Annotated in this window: 14 protein-coding genes and 1 pseudogene; 2 read left to right on the top strand and 13 right to left on the bottom strand. The window is 59.1% G+C overall.

Annotation, left to right across the window (positions count from 1 at the left end; all coding sequences use genetic code 11):
* Positions 1-127, bottom strand: a pseudogene (locus C8264_RS19325) (transposase zinc-binding domain-containing protein); the annotation flags it as partial.
* 64 nt (positions 128-191) lie between these two features.
* Between C8264_RS19325 and C8264_RS19320 the strand changes: the two are divergent.
* Complete coding sequence (locus C8264_RS19320; RefSeq protein ID WP_162783778.1) at positions 192-1,091, top strand: DUF5906 domain-containing protein; 900 nt, start codon at positions 192-194, stop codon at positions 1,089-1,091.
* A gap of 962 nt (positions 1,092-2,053) precedes the next feature.
* Here the strand turns inward: C8264_RS19320 and C8264_RS19315 are convergent.
* The 4 genes from C8264_RS19315 to C8264_RS19300 form a co-directional block, all read right to left on the bottom strand.
* Positions 2,054-2,878, bottom strand: a complete 825-nt coding sequence (locus tag C8264_RS19315; protein WP_108462620.1) for an HpcH/HpaI aldolase/citrate lyase family protein — start codon at positions 2,876-2,878, stop codon at positions 2,054-2,056.
* Positions 2,879-3,119: 241 nt separating this feature from the next.
* Positions 3,120-4,208 carry a mandelate racemase/muconate lactonizing enzyme family protein gene (locus C8264_RS19310; protein WP_108462619.1) on the bottom strand — a complete coding sequence of 363 codons (1,089 nt, stop codon included), beginning with the start codon at positions 4,206-4,208 and terminating at the stop codon, positions 3,120-3,122.
* Between the two features lie 117 nt (positions 4,209-4,325).
* A complete protein-coding gene (locus C8264_RS19305; RefSeq protein WP_108462618.1) occupies positions 4,326-5,672 on the bottom strand; it encodes a class-II fumarase/aspartase family protein in 1,347 nt (448 codons plus the stop codon).
* Positions 5,673-5,746: 74 nt separating this feature from the next.
* Entirely contained in the window at positions 5,747-6,934 is a 1,188-nt protein-coding gene (locus C8264_RS19300; protein WP_205245733.1) for a mandelate racemase/muconate lactonizing enzyme family protein, read from the bottom strand.
* A gap of 259 nt (positions 6,935-7,193) precedes the next feature.
* Here C8264_RS19300 and C8264_RS19295 point away from each other — a divergent pair, with 259 nt between their 5' ends.
* The gene (locus tag C8264_RS19295; RefSeq protein WP_162783777.1) at positions 7,194-8,240 is read left to right on the top strand and encodes a LacI family DNA-binding transcriptional regulator; all 1,047 of its coding nucleotides are present in this window, start codon (positions 7,194-7,196) and stop codon (positions 8,238-8,240) included.
* A gap of 14 nt (positions 8,241-8,254) precedes the next feature.
* Here the strand turns inward: C8264_RS19295 and C8264_RS19290 are convergent, their stop codons facing one another.
* From C8264_RS19290 to C8264_RS19255, 8 genes are all read right to left on the bottom strand, one after another.
* A complete protein-coding gene (locus tag C8264_RS19290; protein ID WP_245893393.1) occupies positions 8,255-9,319 on the bottom strand; it encodes an NAD(P)H-quinone oxidoreductase in 1,065 nt (354 codons plus the stop codon).
* A gap of 66 nt (positions 9,320-9,385) precedes the next feature.
* Positions 9,386-10,303, bottom strand: coding sequence for an enoyl-CoA hydratase/isomerase family protein (locus tag C8264_RS19285; protein ID WP_108462615.1), 918 nt, complete (start codon positions 10,301-10,303; stop codon positions 9,386-9,388).
* A 112-nt stretch (positions 10,304-10,415) separates the two neighbouring features.
* On the bottom strand, positions 10,416-11,639 hold the full coding sequence (locus C8264_RS19280; RefSeq protein ID WP_108462614.1) for a CaiB/BaiF CoA transferase family protein: 1,224 nt from the start codon (positions 11,637-11,639) through the stop codon (positions 10,416-10,418).
* A complete protein-coding gene (locus C8264_RS19275; protein ID WP_108462613.1) occupies positions 11,632-12,819 on the bottom strand; it encodes a CoA transferase in 1,188 nt (395 codons plus the stop codon). Before C8264_RS19275 ends, C8264_RS19280 begins: the two co-directional genes overlap by 8 nt.
* Positions 12,820-12,918: 99 nt before the next feature.
* A complete protein-coding gene (locus C8264_RS19270) occupies positions 12,919-13,809 on the bottom strand; it encodes an ABC transporter permease (RefSeq protein WP_162783776.1) in 891 nt (296 codons plus the stop codon).
* Positions 13,806-14,747, bottom strand: coding sequence for an ABC transporter permease (locus C8264_RS19265; protein WP_108462611.1), 942 nt, complete (start codon positions 14,745-14,747; stop codon positions 13,806-13,808). The genes C8264_RS19270 and C8264_RS19265 overlap by 4 nt, the downstream gene beginning before the upstream one ends.
* 70 nt (positions 14,748-14,817) lie before the next feature.
* Positions 14,818-15,807: an ABC transporter ATP-binding protein gene (locus C8264_RS19260; RefSeq protein WP_108462610.1), complete on the bottom strand. Its 990-nt coding sequence runs from the start codon at positions 15,805-15,807 to the stop codon at positions 14,818-14,820.
* Positions 15,800-16,807, bottom strand: a complete 1,008-nt coding sequence (locus C8264_RS19255) for an ABC transporter ATP-binding protein (RefSeq protein WP_108462609.1) — start codon at positions 16,805-16,807, stop codon at positions 15,800-15,802. The genes C8264_RS19260 and C8264_RS19255 overlap by 8 nt, the downstream gene beginning before the upstream one ends.
* Between the last annotated feature and the right edge of the window lie 14 nt (positions 16,808-16,821).

Below are 16,821 nucleotides of genomic sequence, written 5' to 3'. Positions count from 1 at the left end.
CGCAGTCGGAACAGGCTTCGACGTGACCGCCCAGAGCTGCACTGCGACAGCTCTCGATCGCCGACATGACCTTGAGTTGAGGAAGGCTCAGGTGCCCGGCATGGGTAGCGCGATAGGCGGGACCGGCGGCTCACATTCTAGAAGTGGTCTGCTCAGGCAACGAAACGCACTTCCACTACGTCAAGTGCTGGTTGGCTGACATCTTCCAAAACCCAGGCCGAAAGCCCAGAGTTGCACTTGTGCTGAAAGGCGGAAAAGGCGCGGGCAAGGATACGCTAGCTGCGATCTTGAAATTGATTATTGGAAAACGTCACGTTGCCCATATCGAAAAGCCGGACCTATTGACCCAGCGCTTCAATGCACACCTCGCCCCTGCCATCCTTGTACATGTTGAGGAGGCATACTGGGCTGGGGCCGCCGACAAAAAAGGTGTGCTTCAAGCACTTATCACTTCAGAGACTATGACGGTTGAACGCAAGGGCGTCGATCCAGTCACCGTGGATTCATACTGTCGAATCTTGATGACCACCAATGACCGATGGGTAGTACCGGCATCGAACGATGAGCGTAGATATGCGGTTCTAGAGGTGAGCAACGCGCGTACGGGCGACACAGCCTACTTTGATCCGCTCTATGAGGAAATTCACGGAGACGGCTCAGCAGCCTTTTTGTCTTATCTCCTGTCTGTGGACCTTACGAATTTCAAAGTTACCCAAGTCCCGCAAACAAATGCGTTGCGGGATCAGAAATTGGCGGGCCTGACCGGCGTCCCACGATGGTGGTTCGACCTTCTTCATGACGGGTCACTGGGGTTTACCCCAGGTGATTGGGTCAATGGTCCGCTGATGGTAGGCAGGCAAGATCTTCGTGATCATTATGAGCGCTTCATCCGTGCTAGCAGATACCAGGGAGAGCCTGTCGACCGTCAGCAGTTTGGGAAAGAGCTTCGCGCGATCCTTCCCTCTTTGCAGGACAAGCGTGGCCGTGGGGACAACGGTGCTCGCCCGTGGTTCTATGTCATCCCGCCATTGAAAAAGTGCCGTGAAGAGTTTTCCGATTGGTTGAAGCAGACTCCCGACTGGGATTCTTGATCTCACACCATCCTAGTCCAACCGGCCCGAGTCGAGGCGCCCCTCTTCACCATACAGGGACAGAGATTGTCCAACATTTTCAGGTAATAAGTTACATCTGTCCACGGAGTCCTAGGAGTCTATAGGAATCACCAAAGTGGAAGAATTTTGGCTTGAACTAGCGGGGGCGAGGAATCGCTTGGAGAGATGGGGCCGACACTGGGCCGCTTGGACCAGCTATAAAAATCAGTGACTTAGCATTTATTTGGTTGGACCAAGACTAGCCCGTTTGGACTCGAACATTTAGGTCGAACCTTCCAAGCCAGAAACTGTCGGAATCCGGAGCTCCGCGCACCCCCCGAACGCCCCTTCTGCCGAGAGGGACCCGTAGCGGCCTCTTGTGCACCCGTATAGAGGCGACGGCCTCACCCCATCCCCACACGCACGCACACCCATACGCAGTAAAGCACGTAACCGACCTGACGGTTGACAGGCTCGGGACTTGCCGCAACTGCCACGGCACTCGGGCCCCTTATCTATGTCGCTTGCTCTACTGACCAGCCGTGATGCCGTACAAGCCGCAATGGAGGAGTTCGACCAGGTTGATCGAGATCGGCTCCTGAACGGTATGGGTTCAGCGCGAGCTCCACCCTCCTCCGCGCGCCCAATGGTAGCCGCTACGATGCCGAGCCGTTGCTTGCCGCTGCCGTGGGCAAAGAACATCCAAATCGCGGTGCACTTAAGACGGACGAGTTCGCGCTAGGGCTGACGCTGTTGCATACAGGCTAAGGAGTTAGGGTGTCGAGCGAAACGAAGAACTGCTCCCTTTTGCGAAGTGAAGAACTGACCTCTTCATTGGTTTTTCGGTTCGTTGGTTTCGAGTGTAGCTCGGCCTTCTGCAGAGGCCGGATCGACGCTTTTCGCGCAGGCGGTAGCTGTCGCAGCGCAGAAAAACCGAGTCCGATGTCTCAGATTGACGCTGGTCAGCCGCGCCTAGCCAGGCTGGCGCGCGCAAGAATCATGCTGGCCTGCTGCAACACCGGCGCATCCACCATCGCGCCGTCGACTGCCACCGCTTCCCCGTCCGAGGCCGCGAGTACCCTCATGGCCCATTGCTCTTGGGACTCAGTGGGAGCGAACGCCGCCGCTGCTGGTTTGACCTGGCGGGGGTGGATCAAGAGCTTACCGCCGAAGCCCAGGGCGGCGGCATAGCAGGCGTCGTCGGCTGTCAACGCGTCGTCGTTCAGGGCGGTCGTGACACCGTCGATCGGCCCGGGTCTGCCGGCGAGGGCGGATGCCAGCACCAGTTCAGAGCGGGCGAATAGCAGCGCATCTCGGCGGTGTTCAATCCCCAGCGCCACCGAGAAATCGACCGAGCCGAAAGCAAGGCGCGAGGCCGCCATGGCGATCCCGCGTGCCATCACCAAACCGCGCGGGCTCTCGATTTGCGCGATGAGCTCGGTGCCTGGGGACAGGCTGGACGCCAGGGCGCCGACTGCTGCAGGATCCTCAGCTTTGGGCAGCAAAATGCCGCTCAGCGGCAGGGTACGCAAGCTCGCAAGATCGTCCTCGTACCACGCCGTATCAGCGGCGTTGACTCGCACCAGGACTGGCACCCGGCATTTCGCCAGCATTGCCGCTGAGGCCAGTAGTTGCTCGCGCGCTCCCACCTTTGCGGAGGCGACGACAGCGTCCTCCAGGTCGATGATCACCGCATCCGCTCCCGAATTCGCCGCCTTCAGGTAGCGATCGGGCCGGTCGGCAGGCACGAACAGGGGAAGGAAGGGGAAGGGCAGTTGTTGAAACATAATGGGACCGAAGAGGTTGCGGGAGCTAGGTGAGCAATGCGGGAGACGTCGTGTGGTTGGCGTATGTAGGCAGCACTAGTTGAGGCGTGTCGGTCCATAATCTCGGTGGTGGTCCGATCCATCGGTAACAACTTCCGCGCCAAGCAACGACCCGGCGTAATAGATGTAGGGCCAATGAAAGCCGCGGGAACATGATTTGTCATGTCATTCCCGGGCTGCCACTACTCAACAGATCTGGAGTTCAAGCAACCCGATATTCTCTGAGAGCATCGTAATTTAGATCGACGCCGATACCAGGGGTGGCCGGCGGGCTGACGGTGCCGTCTTTGTTAAGCCGAAGAGTCTCCTTGTAGATGCGCCCCCACATCGGATCAAAACTTTCCCCATAGAACTCCAGAATAAGCCCGTTCGAAATCGCGGCCACCAAATGTACATGGATATCCTGCGAGCCATGCGGGGCTATGTCGAGATCGTTGGCCTGCGCGAGAGCCGCCACCTTCATGAACTCGGTCACTCCGCCGAGCACCTTAGCGTCGGCATTGAATATCGCGGCCGCGTCATGGCGAATAAGATCGCGAAAGCCGTAGCGTGTGTATTCGTTTTCACCCGTGGCGATGGGAATAACTGTCGCCGCAGCAAGTTTGCGGTGACCGTCATAGTCGTCCGGCTGAACGGGCTCCTCAAACCAGAAAATATCGTACTGCTCTATTCTGCGAGCAAACTGCACTGCCGTGTACCAGCGATAGGCGCAGTTGGCATCGACCAGCAGTTTAACGTCAGGCCCAATGGCATCACGCACGATACGTACCCGTTCCACATCCTCGGCTATCGGCACGGCGCCGACCTTCATCTTGATGGCGCGTGCGCCCATATTGACGTTTTCTTCCATCTCAAGGGCAAGCTCCTTGAGCCCCTTGCCCTCTTCGTAGTAGCCGCCTGCCACATAGGTGGGGACAGCATCACGAAAGCCGCCGAGAAGTTTAAAGAGTGGCATGTTCGCCAGCTTAGCGCGAAGGTCCCACAGCCCAATGTCGATCGAGGAGATGGCCCTCGTAGTCAACCCACGCCGCCCAATCAGCTTAGGCACCCACATTTTGTTCCACAATCGCTCGGTGTTCACCGGGTCCTCGCCTATCAGTAGCGGCACCATCCGCTCGATGGTTGATCGCCATATTGCACCGCCGCTCCCCAGGCCGATACCCTCGACACCTTCATCAGTCTTGATGCGGACGATGGCAAATTCAACATCGGTGTAGGTGTGCAGTCCGTTGGTGATCGGCTTCTTGCGGGGCCAGCGATATTCTTCGGTGGTAATCTCGACGATCTTCATTTGGGTCTCCTCCAGTGTGACGAAATGTGGATGCCCTGCTTCCCTCGCGGCGCATCCACGCTTTTGCTTAACGCACGCCTGGACTACGGGCGGACAGTTATGGCGGTATCGACGGGATTACGCATACCGCTGGCGAACTCGGGCCGCTGCCTCCCTCGCGATATCAGCACAGAGACCGGTATATACGGTGGGATCGAGCAGCTTCTCGATCTCCTCGCTGCCCAGATGTTCGTTCACGCGGGGATCTTCGGCGAGCAGTTCGGCGAACGACCTGCTTTGTATCGCCGACTCCTGAGCAGCGTCGTAGACAGCATCATGGGCGTGCTGGCGACCTATGGTCTTCCCGAGCTGAAGCATCACCGCTTCGGCCATAATCAGGCCGCCGCTCAGGTCGATGTTGCGCCGCATGCGCTCGGGATGAAGCTTAAGATCCCGCATGATGGTCGCAATTCGCACTAGCATATCGCCAGCCGCGACACTCGCCTGCTCCTCGGCCGTCTGCATCATCAGGCTGGTGGTACGATCGGCCTCGTGCTCGGTCTGAACCGCTTCCAGCGCGAGCGGAATCTGTGAACGGATTTCAGCGGCGAGCGCCACCACGTCCTGCGCCAGCTTAGGGTTGCGTTTTTGCGGCATGGTCGAACTGCCGACCGTGCCCGGCGGGACGGGTTCTTCGACCTCGCCGAACTCCGTCTTCATGAGGTCGTAGATCTCACGCCCGATCCTGCTGCCAGTGCCAGCAAGCAAGCCCAGCAAGGTGACATTTTCTGCTAGAGTATCGAGAATGGCCCGCGATGGGTTCGTCACCGCCGTCATCCCAAGCCGTTCCGCCATTTTCTGCTGCACCAGCGGACCATCCTTGCCCAATGAGGCGAACGTCCCCGCGGCACCACCCAGTACCGCGCAGAACAGGCGTGGCTTGAGATCATCCATGCGGTCGAGATGCCGCATCAACTGGTCGATCCAAGTCGCCACCTTGTAACCGAAGGTAATGGGAACTGCGTGCTGGCCGTGCGTACGTCCTGCCATCGGCATGTCGGCGCCACGCTCAGCAAGATCCGCCATAGACAACAGTGTGTCGCGGATTAGATCGCGCAGAACCTGATGAACCTTGCGGATTACCAGCAGGTCGCCGCTTTCGACGATATTCTGGGTCGTCGCGCCCCAGTGCACCCAGCCACCATGGGGGTCGCCAACCAGGCGCGACAATTCCCACACGAGCGGCACCAGGGGATGACCAGTACGTTCAAAGCCTTCGGTTATGCGCGCGCTGTCCATCAGTTGTAGTTGCGCCTTGTCGGCGATGGCTGCGGCTGCCTCGGCTGGGATCATGCCAACTTCGGCCTGAGCCTGCGCTAGGGCGACTTCGACGTCAATCCAAGCTTGCCACCGGTTAGGCAAGGCGTAAAGTGCTCGGATACCGGTATCCTTCACGCGGCTTGCTGTCGGGATATCTTCTCTCATTCTTTTCTCCTCCAAGGTTTAGATGTGGTTCTGTCACTGCCGGTTGGGCAGTAGAATAGAAAGCCGGCTCGCCTTTACTGGTCCACGACTGATCCGTCCTTGTGCAGGCGGGTGAGCACCTCGCGAGGCCGATAGGGGAAGTTCAGGGAGGCGTCTGGCTTCAGTGCAACGCCGATGCCCGGCTCATCGCTGATGGTCAGGAAGCCTTCGCCGTCGTGGAGGGCGGCACCGATCAGGAAGCTGCCAGTGTCCGGCCGCGCATCAGTGACGTTCCAGACATCGCCCGGAAACTCCTGCAACACGAAATTGGGAGCAGTCGCGGCGATCTGCAGGCAAGCCGCCGTCGAAACCCCGCTCAGTGGATTGTGCGGCACGACGCCGACATGGGATGCCTCCGCAAGTGCGGCGACCTTGCGCGCACCCGAAATCCCACCGACAATGCAAACGTCTGGACGCACCAGTTGGACGGCATTGCGAGCCAGAAGCATTTGAAATTCCCAAATCGAGGTCATCCTCTCGCCTGTCGCCAGCGGTATGGAAATCTTGTCGGCGATATAGGCCATCTCGTCCAGGTTGTCGGGGGTCGCCGGATCCTCGATAAAGAGCGGCGTGAACTTCTCGATAGCCCGGCCGAGTTGCACGGCCTCATAGGGTTTGAGGCGACGGTGGATTTCGATGCACAGGTCCACCTCCCGTCCGGCGATCTCGCGATACTGTGCCACCGTCTCAACCGCATCGGTGATCATCTCAACATGGCTCTGGTACAAAGGCTCTTCGCGTGGCGTGTCGAGGAATGGCGTCAGATGCCCGACAGCAGTGAATCCCATTTCCTTGGCGTTACGAACGCCTTCGAACAGCTCTTCTTTTGTCTCACCGAATACATGATAATAGCAGCGCGCCTTCTCGCGCACCTTACCGCCGAGCAGGGCGTGGACAGGCGCTTTGAAGTGCTTCCCGGCGATATCCCAGAGCGCGATATCGATGGCGCTGATCGCCGCCATTACCGCCGATCCGCGAAAGTGGGTCCAGCGATACATGTATTGCCAATGGTGCTCGATCCTTAACGGATCTTTTCCAATCAGGTAGTTTTTAAACTTTTCTACCGCACCGATGGTGGCCTCGTGAAATCCCCAAGCGCCGCCTTCGCCGAGGCCGACCAGACCGTTTTCGGTGGTGATCTCAATGAACAAGTATCTGTCGACAAGAATGGTTCTTACATTTTCAATTCGCACCGATATTCCCCTGTGCCGCGTCTGAGTCATGCTTCTGGAACTGGCGGGACGATGCGTCGTCGGCCCCTGACGAGTGCACGACTTTGCTTCGTTTGACATTGGAGTGGTGATTTGATCGGCACCAATCAATTTGTCCGCGCAGCGCACTTGTATTAAGAAGACAGGTTAACCGCTCAGTTGTGGCCCGCCCCTGCCTAAACCTCATCGATAAGGTTCGCCGGCAGGCCGCTTGACTTGGGACAGATGTTGCCCCACAGCCCGTGCTCAAGTAATGAGGGCTCCCGATTGTGTGACCGAGAAAAAACAATTGACTGACGATCGCAGGTCTGACCGCGTAACCATCAAGGACTTGGCTCTGGATTTGGGCATCTCGGTCTCGAGCGTGAGCCGCGCCTTTCAGCCGGATTCGCGTATTTCCGACAGCTCGCGGGCGCTCGTTCTCAGACGGGCGGCCGAGCTCGGCTACAAGGCCAATCCTTTTGCCCGCGGGCTCGTCGGTCGCAAAACCAAGATCGTGGGCGTCCTCGTCTCGCGGATCAGTTCGTCTTTCTATTCCGAGATTCTCAACCTTGTCGCCAACCGGCTGAGCAAGGACAATATAACGCTTATGCTTGTCGCCGGTGAGCACGTTCATGAGATTCATGACGGGCTTGACATGCTGATGGCCTATGACCCAATCGCGCTGCTTGTGATCTCGAGCTTCGCTTCCGCCGATTCCATCGCCCACTCCCCTAGCGCTCGCGAGAAGATCATTTACGTCCATCGCACTCCGGCCGACCGGGACACGCTCGCGTTGGCCTATGACAACTTTGCAGCGGGTGAGAAAGTGGCGGAGTATCTGGTGGGTCTGGGGCATCAGAGACTGGCCTATCTCTCGTCGGGCCTCGAGTCCTCGTCTGACCAGGAAAGAAGCGAAGGGTTTTCGGCATTTTGCGCCGCGCACGGTCTGGCAGCGCCGCATATCATTCGGTCCTCCGGATTTAGCTACGAACACGGCGCGGCGGCGGCCGGAGAGGTTGTCGAGCGCTTGGCCGAAATCGACGCGGTCTTCTGTGCTGCCGATATGCTGGCGCTCGGACTCCTGGACGCTGTCCGCCACGGTTTCGGCATTCAAGTGCCTCGGCAGCTTTCTATAGTCGGCTGCGACGACATTGCGATGACCAGCTGGCCCTCGCATTCGTTGACTACGCTGCATCTGCCGCGCGAAACCATAGTCAACGAAATTGTCCGCCTGATCGAAGACATGTCGGAGAACCGGCGACCGGGAAACAAGCTGATCCGGTTGGCGTGCGGTGGCATTGTCGTGCGGGGATCGACGGGGCCTAAAGCTGCTTGACGGGCGTCGCTGCCTCACGAGGGCAAGCCTGTCAACGGCGTCTCATCGTGACGAGTGCCTTCAGTGAGGTGCGCATCGGGCACCAGCAGGATCTTGCCCAGGTGGCCCGCCTGTTCCATGAGCTGATGGGCTGCCACTGCCTGCGAGAACGGTAAAACTCGCCCAACCAAAGTCCTGATCTTGCCCGAGGCGAAATGCGGCCACACGGCCGACCGCAGCTCGGCAGCGATCTCCGCTTTAAATTCGGGCGACCGGCTGCGCAGGGTCGAGCCGGTATAGGTGAGGCGCTTCAGCATAATGGGTACCAAGTCGATCTCGATCTTGGAGCCAAGCGCAAAGGCAATCTGCACGATGTGAGCGCCCGGCGCCGAAGCCTTGATATTGCGCGCCACATACGACCCGCCGACAATATCGAGGATGACGTCGGCACCACCGGCCTCCTCGCGCAGCACGCCCACGAAGTCCTCGTTGGCATAGTCGATGACCCGGTCCGCCCCAAGGTCCCGACAGAAGTCGCAGCGAGCGGCGGGACTCTCGGTGGCGTAAACTTTGGCGCCAAGAGCCTTGCCGAGCTGGATTGCCGTCGAGCCGATGCCGCCCGCGCCGCCGTGGACCAGGAAGCTAGCACCCGGCTGCAACCGTCGAGGGGAAAAAATGTTGGACCAAACGGTGAAGAATGTCTCGGGAAGGCCCGCGGCATCCTGCACAGACACGTTCTCAGGTATGGGCAGGCAATGGCGCGAATCCACCGCACAATATTCGGCATATCCCCCACCATTAGTGAGAGCAGTGACGCTATCGCCGACAGCCCAGGCAGTGACGCCCGCTCCGACCGCCACAATTATACCGGAGACTTCTAGGCCCATTAAGTCGGAGGCCCCCGCTGGCGGCGGGTAAAGCCCCTTGCGTTGCATCATATCTGGTCCATTCACACCAGCGGCGGCGACTTCGATGAGCACTTCGCCGGCAGCGGGAGCCGGAACCTGCCGGCGTCCAAGAACCAGCACCTCTGGTCCCCCGGGCGCACGCATTTCGACAACCGCCATTTCATTCGGAAGGTGGATGGCTTTGCTGCCCATCTCGCAGTCTCCTTTCTAGATCAGTCCGCCGCTTCCAAGCGGGGTATGCCCGGATCATCGCTCCAATCAGAAATCGCCGCTTTTGAACACACGGTTCAGGCGCTCGGCATCTTCACCCGTCGGCTCTTCCCACGCCTCCCCGCGGTGGCGCAAGCCGCCGGTAAAGTTCGGGGGACGCTTCTCGCTAAAGGCCCGGCGGCCTTCCTCGCCATCCATGGTGGCGTGGATCATGAAAGCGTTCATCATCGTCTGAACCTGCCAAGCCTGATCGGTAGGTACGTCGGCAAAGCGGATCACGAACTCTTTCATCATGCGAACGGCCACTGGGGGCAAGGTGACGATGTGACGGGCAATCTTCTCGGCGCGTGCCATTAGCTGGTCATGCGGAACCACTTCATTAACGATGCCGATCCGGTACGCCTCGGCAGCGTCGAAGGGCTCGTCGGTCAACAGGATTCGCATCGCGTCAGCATAGCGGATCTGGCGCGTGAGCAGCGTGGCGCCGGGACCATGGCCGAGCCAGCCCTGCGACAGCAATGCAAACTTAAAACGGGCATTCTCGGCGCTGGCGATGCGAATGTCGGTAGAGGATAGTAGCGTGTAAAAGCCTGCCCCGGCCGCCCAGCCGTTAATCGCGGCAATGACTGGTTTCCACACCCGTGGATAGTGATCGCCCATGCGTCCATCGACGCCGATCTTTTCGCCGTTGACCGTTTGTCCATTGGGCCAGAACGCGCGGCGCGTCTGCAGATATTCACGTTCCTCCTCTGTGATGCCAGGAGCCAAGGTCAACTTATGACCGCCACAGAAGTGCTTATCGCCAGCGCCGGTGAGGATCGCGCAGCGAATATCGCGGTCCTCCCACATATCGGTCCAGACCTCGGCTAGCGCGTCCGAATGTTGCCGGTCCATGACGTTTGCCTTTGCCGGGTTGTTCAGGGTAATATAGGCAACGCCGTCGCGCTTCTCGTAATCGATCGTCACTGGTCTTTCCTTCCACGTCGTTGGTCTGAATCGGCTTTCGGCATCGGGTCTGCGGGTCCCAGTTCCAGGCGACGGCGTGGGTCAGAACCCCGCCGTCCTGAAGTGCAGGCGGTCACGCAAGGATCTCCGGCGCGAGCAGTTCGTCGTATTCCTGATCCGAAAGCCCGAGAAGTTGCTTAAGCACGTAGTCGTTGTCGGCGCCCAGTTCCGGGGGTGGCGTCAGGTCGCCGCGCCAGCCGGTGTCGGCGTCGCGCCATGGCAGAGTGTAGTTGTGCGAACCATCGGGGAGCTGGGCGAAGACACCGCGCCTCTGAATTTCGGGGTCTGAAAACACTTGGTCGAAGCTGCGCGTGACTGCCGCCGGGACGCCGGCTTGCCGCAATAGTGTCGCGGCAGCGGTAGCCTGCTGTTCCCGGCACCATGCGGCAATTACCGCGTGAATCGCCTCCGCATCATCGAGCCGTGCCTGATGTGTCGGATAAAGGGCAGCGAGGCTCGAATGACCCAAGACTTGGCACAGCGACTGCCACTCGGCGTCATCGCGCACCGACAGCCCAATCCAGGCATCGTCGCCGCTGCATCTGAAGCATCCGCCGGGCGCCGATTCCCCGTCGTAGTCGCCCCCCGGGCCACGTCCTCCAACGCCGGCAGACAGGCGCATTAGGGCTTCGGGGAGCAAAGCCACGGTGGCTTCCAGCATGGAGAGATCGACAAAACTGCCTTTCCCGGTCCTGCGCCGATGATAGATAGCCGAGAGAACAGCGAAGGTCTCCCACATGGCCGTCACCGGATCGGTCCAGATCGGCAGAATGCCCATGGCCTCTATGAGCTCGTTGGGCTTGCCAATGAGTCCGCCCCGACCGCTATAGGCCTGCAGCAGCGTGCCATAGGCCAGAGCGTCGCTTTCCGGTCCGGTCCGCCCCACACCCGAAGCCGAGACGAAGATCAAATCCGGACGTACCTGGCGCAGGTCCTCGTAGCCGAGATGATTTTTTTTCAGAACGCTGGAGGAGAAATTTTCGACGACGATATCGCTCATTGCTACTAGCCGGTGCAGCAGTGCTTGGCCCGCCGCGCTGCTGATATCGATGGTGCAGCTGCGCTTGTTGTTGTTGAGGATGCGGAAGATTCCGGAGCGCTGCTTGTGTTCGGGGCGCGTAAGGGATTCGATCTTGATGACCTCGGCACCCATTGCGCCCAGCATCTTGGTTGTCATTGGGCCAGCAACCACCCAGCTGAAATCGATGATCCTAAGACCGCGCAGCGGCTTCTTGTCATCATCCGGGCTGTTCGGCGTGTGCTCGCCCGCCGACAGATCGCGTTCGATCTTATTCATAATTGCTGGACTCCAAGGCTTCGGTCCGCGGCCGCTGCACGACCCGCTCGCGCAGCAGCTGGCGGCCAGAGCTATCGACTATCTGAAAGGGCAGGCCCGGAATACGGACAGCGCCGCCCCCCGGTGACACCAGAAGATCGAAGAATCTCCGATGATGCAGTTGTGCGTTCTTGAGCAATTCGGCTGGCGTGCTAACCGGGAAGCAGGCGACCTTCTGCTTCTGTGCCCGGGCGGCGAGCTCGGCCGCCGGCAGACGGCGGCTCCACTCGCCCATGAGGTCGCGCAGCTTGGCCCAATTCTGCTTGCGAATGGCTACCGATCCGCACAAGGCTGCCTCGCCAGCCCAGGCTGGATGATCCAAAACGACAAGCCAACGCTGCCACTGATGTTCCTCCCGCGGCGATACCATTATGAAGCCATCCTGCGCCGGCAGCAGCCAGCTGATCCCGCCGGCCGGCGCGACATTGGGATTATCCTTACGATCTCGGGAGAACTTGGTTTTACCCTGGGCGAACTGAGAAAAGTCGTCGAGCAGGACTTGGGCGTAAAAATCCTGGCTCGCCAAGTCGATCTGAGGTGCCTTGCCGCCCGCCTGAACGACCAGTAGCCCCCATGCGGCCGCGAGGGCACCACAGACACCGACGGCGAGCGGTCCCTCGTGATCAGCTGCCGCGAGTGGCGGCTGAGCCTCCGGATTGCTGACCGGACGTGCCATCGCATGGGCCACACCAACATGGTGCTGCAGCACAAATTCGGACATCGGCTGGTATTGGCCCGCGTCAGCATCTACGCCGAAGGGCGTAATAGACACCACAACCAGCTGCGGGAAGCGGTCCCTGAGCTGCGAGACGGAAAGTCCCCCGCTGGCGAAAGCGGCATCGAGACCCGATTGCACCAGGACATTGGCCCCAGCCAAGGCTCGTTCGAAGATTGCCACATCGGTTGAACTCTGCGGATCTATCGAGCGGCAGATTTTTCCAGCGTTCAGAAAGTCGAACAAAATGCCGGCTTCCGGAGCGTTCTCCTGACCCGGCCACATCGGCCCTTTTTTTCGGATCACGCTGCCTCCTGGCGGCTCGAACTTGAGCACTTGTGCGCCAAGATCTCCAAGCAGCCGTGATGCAAACTGTGATGCAAGGTCATCACTCCATTCGATGACACTCAAGCCTTCCAGTAGCATTAGACATGGTTCCTTCCATTTCAGAACCGGCCGTGTCTGACCGCTCCTGTTTGCTGCATGACAACAAAATTGCGAGACAACTAATGTGTTCGCGGCGCCTCAATTGGTCGTGGCGTCGAGAACATCCCTCAATGCATCTCCCAGAAGATTCAGCGCCAGCACCGTCAGGAATATGGCGAGTCCAGGAAATACACTCATCCACCAGCTGTCACCGTACCGCATGGCGGTTGACAGCATTGACCCCCATGTCGGCCACGGCGGCTGCACGCCGAGTCCAAGAAACGACAGGGCACTTTCGGTAATGATGGCCTGCGCCGCTTTGAGCGTCGAATAGATGATTACACTCCCGCGGACGCTGGGCCAGACATGGCGCCACATCAACCTGGCTGGAGACATTCCGATGGCTTTGGCCGCCTGCACATATTCGTAGCGCCGTATGGCCACGACCTGCCCTCGTACAAGGCGGGCGAAATCAGGGACGTTGACAACCGCGATGGCGATGATTGCGTTGGTCAAGCTTGGCCCGAGGGCCGCCACGATGGCCAGTGCCAATACGATAGCCGGAAAGCTGAGCAGCCCATCGACCACGCGCATGATGACTTCATCAACCCATCCGCCGAGATAGCCAGCAACCAGTCCGACCGCCGATCCGATCACCAGTGCCCCGGCTATAGACATGGCCATAACCTGGAGAGATGCCTGGCTGCCGTAGAGAATGCGGGACAGTATATCCCTGCCCAGCTCATCGGTGCCAAACCAGTACTCCAGGCTGGGCGGCTTAAGTATCGCCGTGTAATTGATCGTAAATGGCGAATAGGGAGCGATGACGGACGCCAGCAATGCACAGATCACGAGGAAGACGATCACCGTGCCACCAATCATTCCCAAGCGGTGGCTGAAGACACCCCTTAGCGTCATTAACAGCCGGTTCTGTCGACGTTTTGGTTCGGCCTTACCCAAAGTCACGGCTTTAGACGATATGACGCTCATCGCTGAATCCTTGGGTCAAGCAGCCAATAGGCCATGTCGGTGAGAAGGTTGACGATGATGACGCCCAGGACCACTACTAGGACGCCGCCCTGCATCAAGCCGTAGTCACGGTCAAAGATGGCATTGGTAATCATGCGTCCGAGACCAGGAAGTTGGAACACGGTCTCAGTTACCACGGCGCCACCCATCATACCGGCGAACTGAAGGCCAATCACGGTCACGATTGCAACCAGCGCATTGCGGAAGCCATGCACGGTGACAACACGCAGTTCGCTCGCACCCTTCGCACGGGCTGTGCGGATGTAGTCAGACGATAATACCTGGACCATCGCGGCACGGGTTTGGCGGGCCACCAAAGCTACATAAGCAGAGCCAAGCGTCAGAACCGGCATGATCATGAACCGGAGGTTCTGCACTGGATCTTCCGAGAAGGGTACGTAGCCGAAAGGAGGTAACAGTCTCAGTTTCAGCGTGAAAAGCATGATGAGGAGGATGCCGACCCAGAAGAAGGGCATTGCCAGCGCCGATACGGAGAGGACGCTAACCACCGCATCCACCCAACTATTGCGCTTGATTGCTGCAATCATGCCGAGTGGCACGCCGACAACCACGGCGAACAGCATCGATAGAAAAGCAAGTTGCAGGGTGACGGGTATCCGCGCCGCCAGCACGCTCACTACCGGCTCACCCGTCTTGTAGGATTTGCCGATGTCGCCCTGCACCGCCTTAAACATCCAGTCACCGAACTGAACTAGCACAGGCCTGTCCAGGCCAAGCTCAAGACGGATGCGCTGCCTTTCAACCTCGGGCGCGTTTTCACCCAAAATGATGAGACTTGGATCGCCGGGAAGTGCCACAGCAATGCTGAATACGACGGCACCCACGATGACCAAAACCGGGATCGATTGTATGATCCTCAGTATCAGCATCTTTAGCATTCGTTCCTCCTCAGATCCTCTCCTGACGCCGCGGCTTGCTGCGCGGTCGCTATCGAGCGGCCTTTGTTTCCTATTTCAGCAGGTCATCGCGGATGCATGCGCTTGATCGTGTCGCTGACTTCAGCTCAAGCGGTGGCACCACGCCGGCACAGGCCTCGATTGCATGAGGACACCGCGTCCGGAACACGCAGCCTGATGGCGGCGACATCGGCGACGCTATCTCGCCCGATAGCACCTGTCGCTGTTTGGACCGCCGGATGTCCGGCGTTGGCACCGCCGACAACAGAGCCTGGCTATAGGGATGGAGCGGCCGGTCGAAGAACTCGTCCACATCGGCAATTTCCATAATTCGGCCGAGATACATCACCGCGACCCGGTCGGCTATGTGCCGCACCACGGCAAGATCGTGCGAGATGAACACCATGGTGAGGCCCATGCTCGCCCGCAGGTCCGATATCAAATTAAGAATCTGCGCCTGAACTGAAACATCGAGTGCCGAAACCGGCTCGTCAGCAACCAGAAATTCCGGGTTCGCGGCAATGGCACGAGCAATCGCAATGCGCTGACGTTGGCCGCCCGAGAATTCGTGCGGGTACCGTACCGACGTCGCCGACCGTAGCCCCACCGTTTCGAGAAGGTCGTCAACGCGCTGGTCCCGCTCGGCAGTAGTCTTAGTGATCCCGTGCACTTCCAGCACTTCGCCAATGGCATCGCCTACCGTCATGTATGGGTTTAAGGACGAATACGGATCCTGAAAAATGATCTGCATGCGCTTGCGCGCCCTGCGCATCTGCTGGTCGTCGAGAGTCATTAGGTCAACGCCGTCAAACATGATCTCGCCATCGCTGGGATCGAGGAGCCGGATTAGCATCTGACCAAGGGTGGTTTTGCCGGAGCCACTTTCACCTACAACCGAAAAGACTTCTCCGCGCCGGACACTGAAGTTCACCTCATTGACAGCCTGCACATATTTGGCAGTCGGCAGCACGGATTTGCCGCGCACACCAAAGAATTTCCGCACATTCCTGACTTCAAGCAGTACGTTAAATTGATCAGGCATATTCCACCCTCGCAAACTCAGGCCAGCGGGCACAGCGTACAGCATGGCCGTCCTGCAGCTCACTCAAGGGCGGCGGCTGCGAAGTGCATAGGTCTGGCACCGCGAACTGGCAGCGCGTCGCGAAACGACAGCCCGGAGGAAGGGCCCTGGGATCAGGCACGACGCCTTCGATAGACGCCAGCCGCGCGGATCGCTTGTCCAGCCGCGGAATTGCGTTCAGCAGGGCCCGGGTATACGGGTGGACCGGATTTTCAAGGATTTGCTGGGTAGCACCTTGCTCCACTATCTGACCGGCATACATCACTGCAATGCGCTCCGCGATCTCGGCCACTACGCCAAAGTCGTGTGTGATGAACAGCATAGACATGCCTAGTTCCTCCTGCAGGCGTCGCAGCAGTTCGAGAATCTGGGCCTGGATGGTCACGTCCAGCGCCGTCGTGGGTTCGTCCGCAATCAGAAGTGCGGGACGACAGACTAGACTCATGGCGATCATGACGCGCTGCCGCATGCCGCCAGACATTTCGAATGGATAGGTGTTGAGCCTTCCTCTCGGTTCCGGGATTCCGACCAGGCGCAGCGAATCTTCGGCGATCTGACGCGCCTCCTGCCGGCTGACCGGTCGATGAAGCCTGGCCGCTTCCGCGATCTGGTCGCCTATCTTGAAGAGAGGGTTCAGCGAGGTCATCGGCTCCTGAAAAATCATGCCAATGGAGCCGCCGCGAAACGAACGCATCTCCCTGGTGGAAAGCGCCAGGAGATTCCTGGCGCCCTCCTTTCCGTGCCACATGATTTTGCCATCGATCTTGGCTCGAGGAAGCAGATGCATGATGGCAAGGCTTGTGACGGACTTGCCAGAGCCCGACTCACCGATCAGGGCAACTGTTTCCCCTTCTTTGATGCTCAAATTGATGCTGTCGACAACGTGAGCAGTGACGTTTCCCTTGGTGAAACTAACGCTCACGTCTTGAAGCTCGGCGAGTACGGGTCTGGTGTCGGTCATGGGTGCAATCCAGC

The sequence above is a fragment of the Devosia naphthalenivorans genome (assembly GCF_003056355.1).
Lineage (GTDB): Bacteria > Pseudomonadota > Alphaproteobacteria > Rhizobiales > Devosiaceae > Devosia > Devosia naphthalenivorans.
The sequence above is the reverse complement of the archived record's forward strand: the minus strand, read 5'-3'. Positions and strand labels throughout refer to the sequence as shown.

Bases quoted from the DNA above. Each gene is read 5' to 3' on its own strand.
- C8264_RS19315 (WP_108462620.1), bottom strand. From the start codon at position 2,878: ATGTTTCAACAACTGCCCTTCCCCTTCCTTCCCCTGTTCGTGCCTGCC.
- C8264_RS19310 (WP_108462619.1), bottom strand. From the start codon at position 4,208: ATGAAGATCGTCGAGATTACCACCGAAGAATATCGCTGGCCCCGCAAG.
- C8264_RS19305 (WP_108462618.1), bottom strand. From the start codon at position 5,672: ATGAGAGAAGATATCCCGACAGCAAGCCGCGTGAAGGATACCGGTATC.
- C8264_RS19300 (WP_205245733.1), bottom strand. From the start codon at position 6,934: ATGACTCAGACGCGGCACAGGGGAATATCGGTGCGAATTGAAAATGTA.
- C8264_RS19290 (WP_245893393.1), bottom strand. From the start codon at position 9,319: ATGGGCAGCAAAGCCATCCACCTTCCGAATGAAATGGCGGTTGTCGAA.
- C8264_RS19280 (WP_108462614.1), bottom strand. From the start codon at position 11,639: ATGAATAAGATCGAACGCGATCTGTCGGCGGGCGAGCACACGCCGAAC.
- C8264_RS19275 (WP_108462613.1), bottom strand. From the start codon at position 12,819: ATGCTACTGGAAGGCTTGAGTGTCATCGAATGGAGTGATGACCTTGCA.
- C8264_RS19270 (WP_162783776.1), bottom strand. From the start codon at position 13,809: ATGAGCGTCATATCGTCTAAAGCCGTGACTTTGGGTAAGGCCGAACCA.
- C8264_RS19265 (WP_108462611.1), bottom strand. From the start codon at position 14,747: ATGCTAAAGATGCTGATACTGAGGATCATACAATCGATCCCGGTTTTG.
- C8264_RS19260 (WP_108462610.1), bottom strand. From the start codon at position 15,807: ATGCCTGATCAATTTAACGTACTGCTTGAAGTCAGGAATGTGCGGAAA.
- C8264_RS19255 (WP_108462609.1), bottom strand. From the start codon at position 16,807: ATGACCGACACCAGACCCGTACTCGCCGAGCTTCAAGACGTGAGCGTT.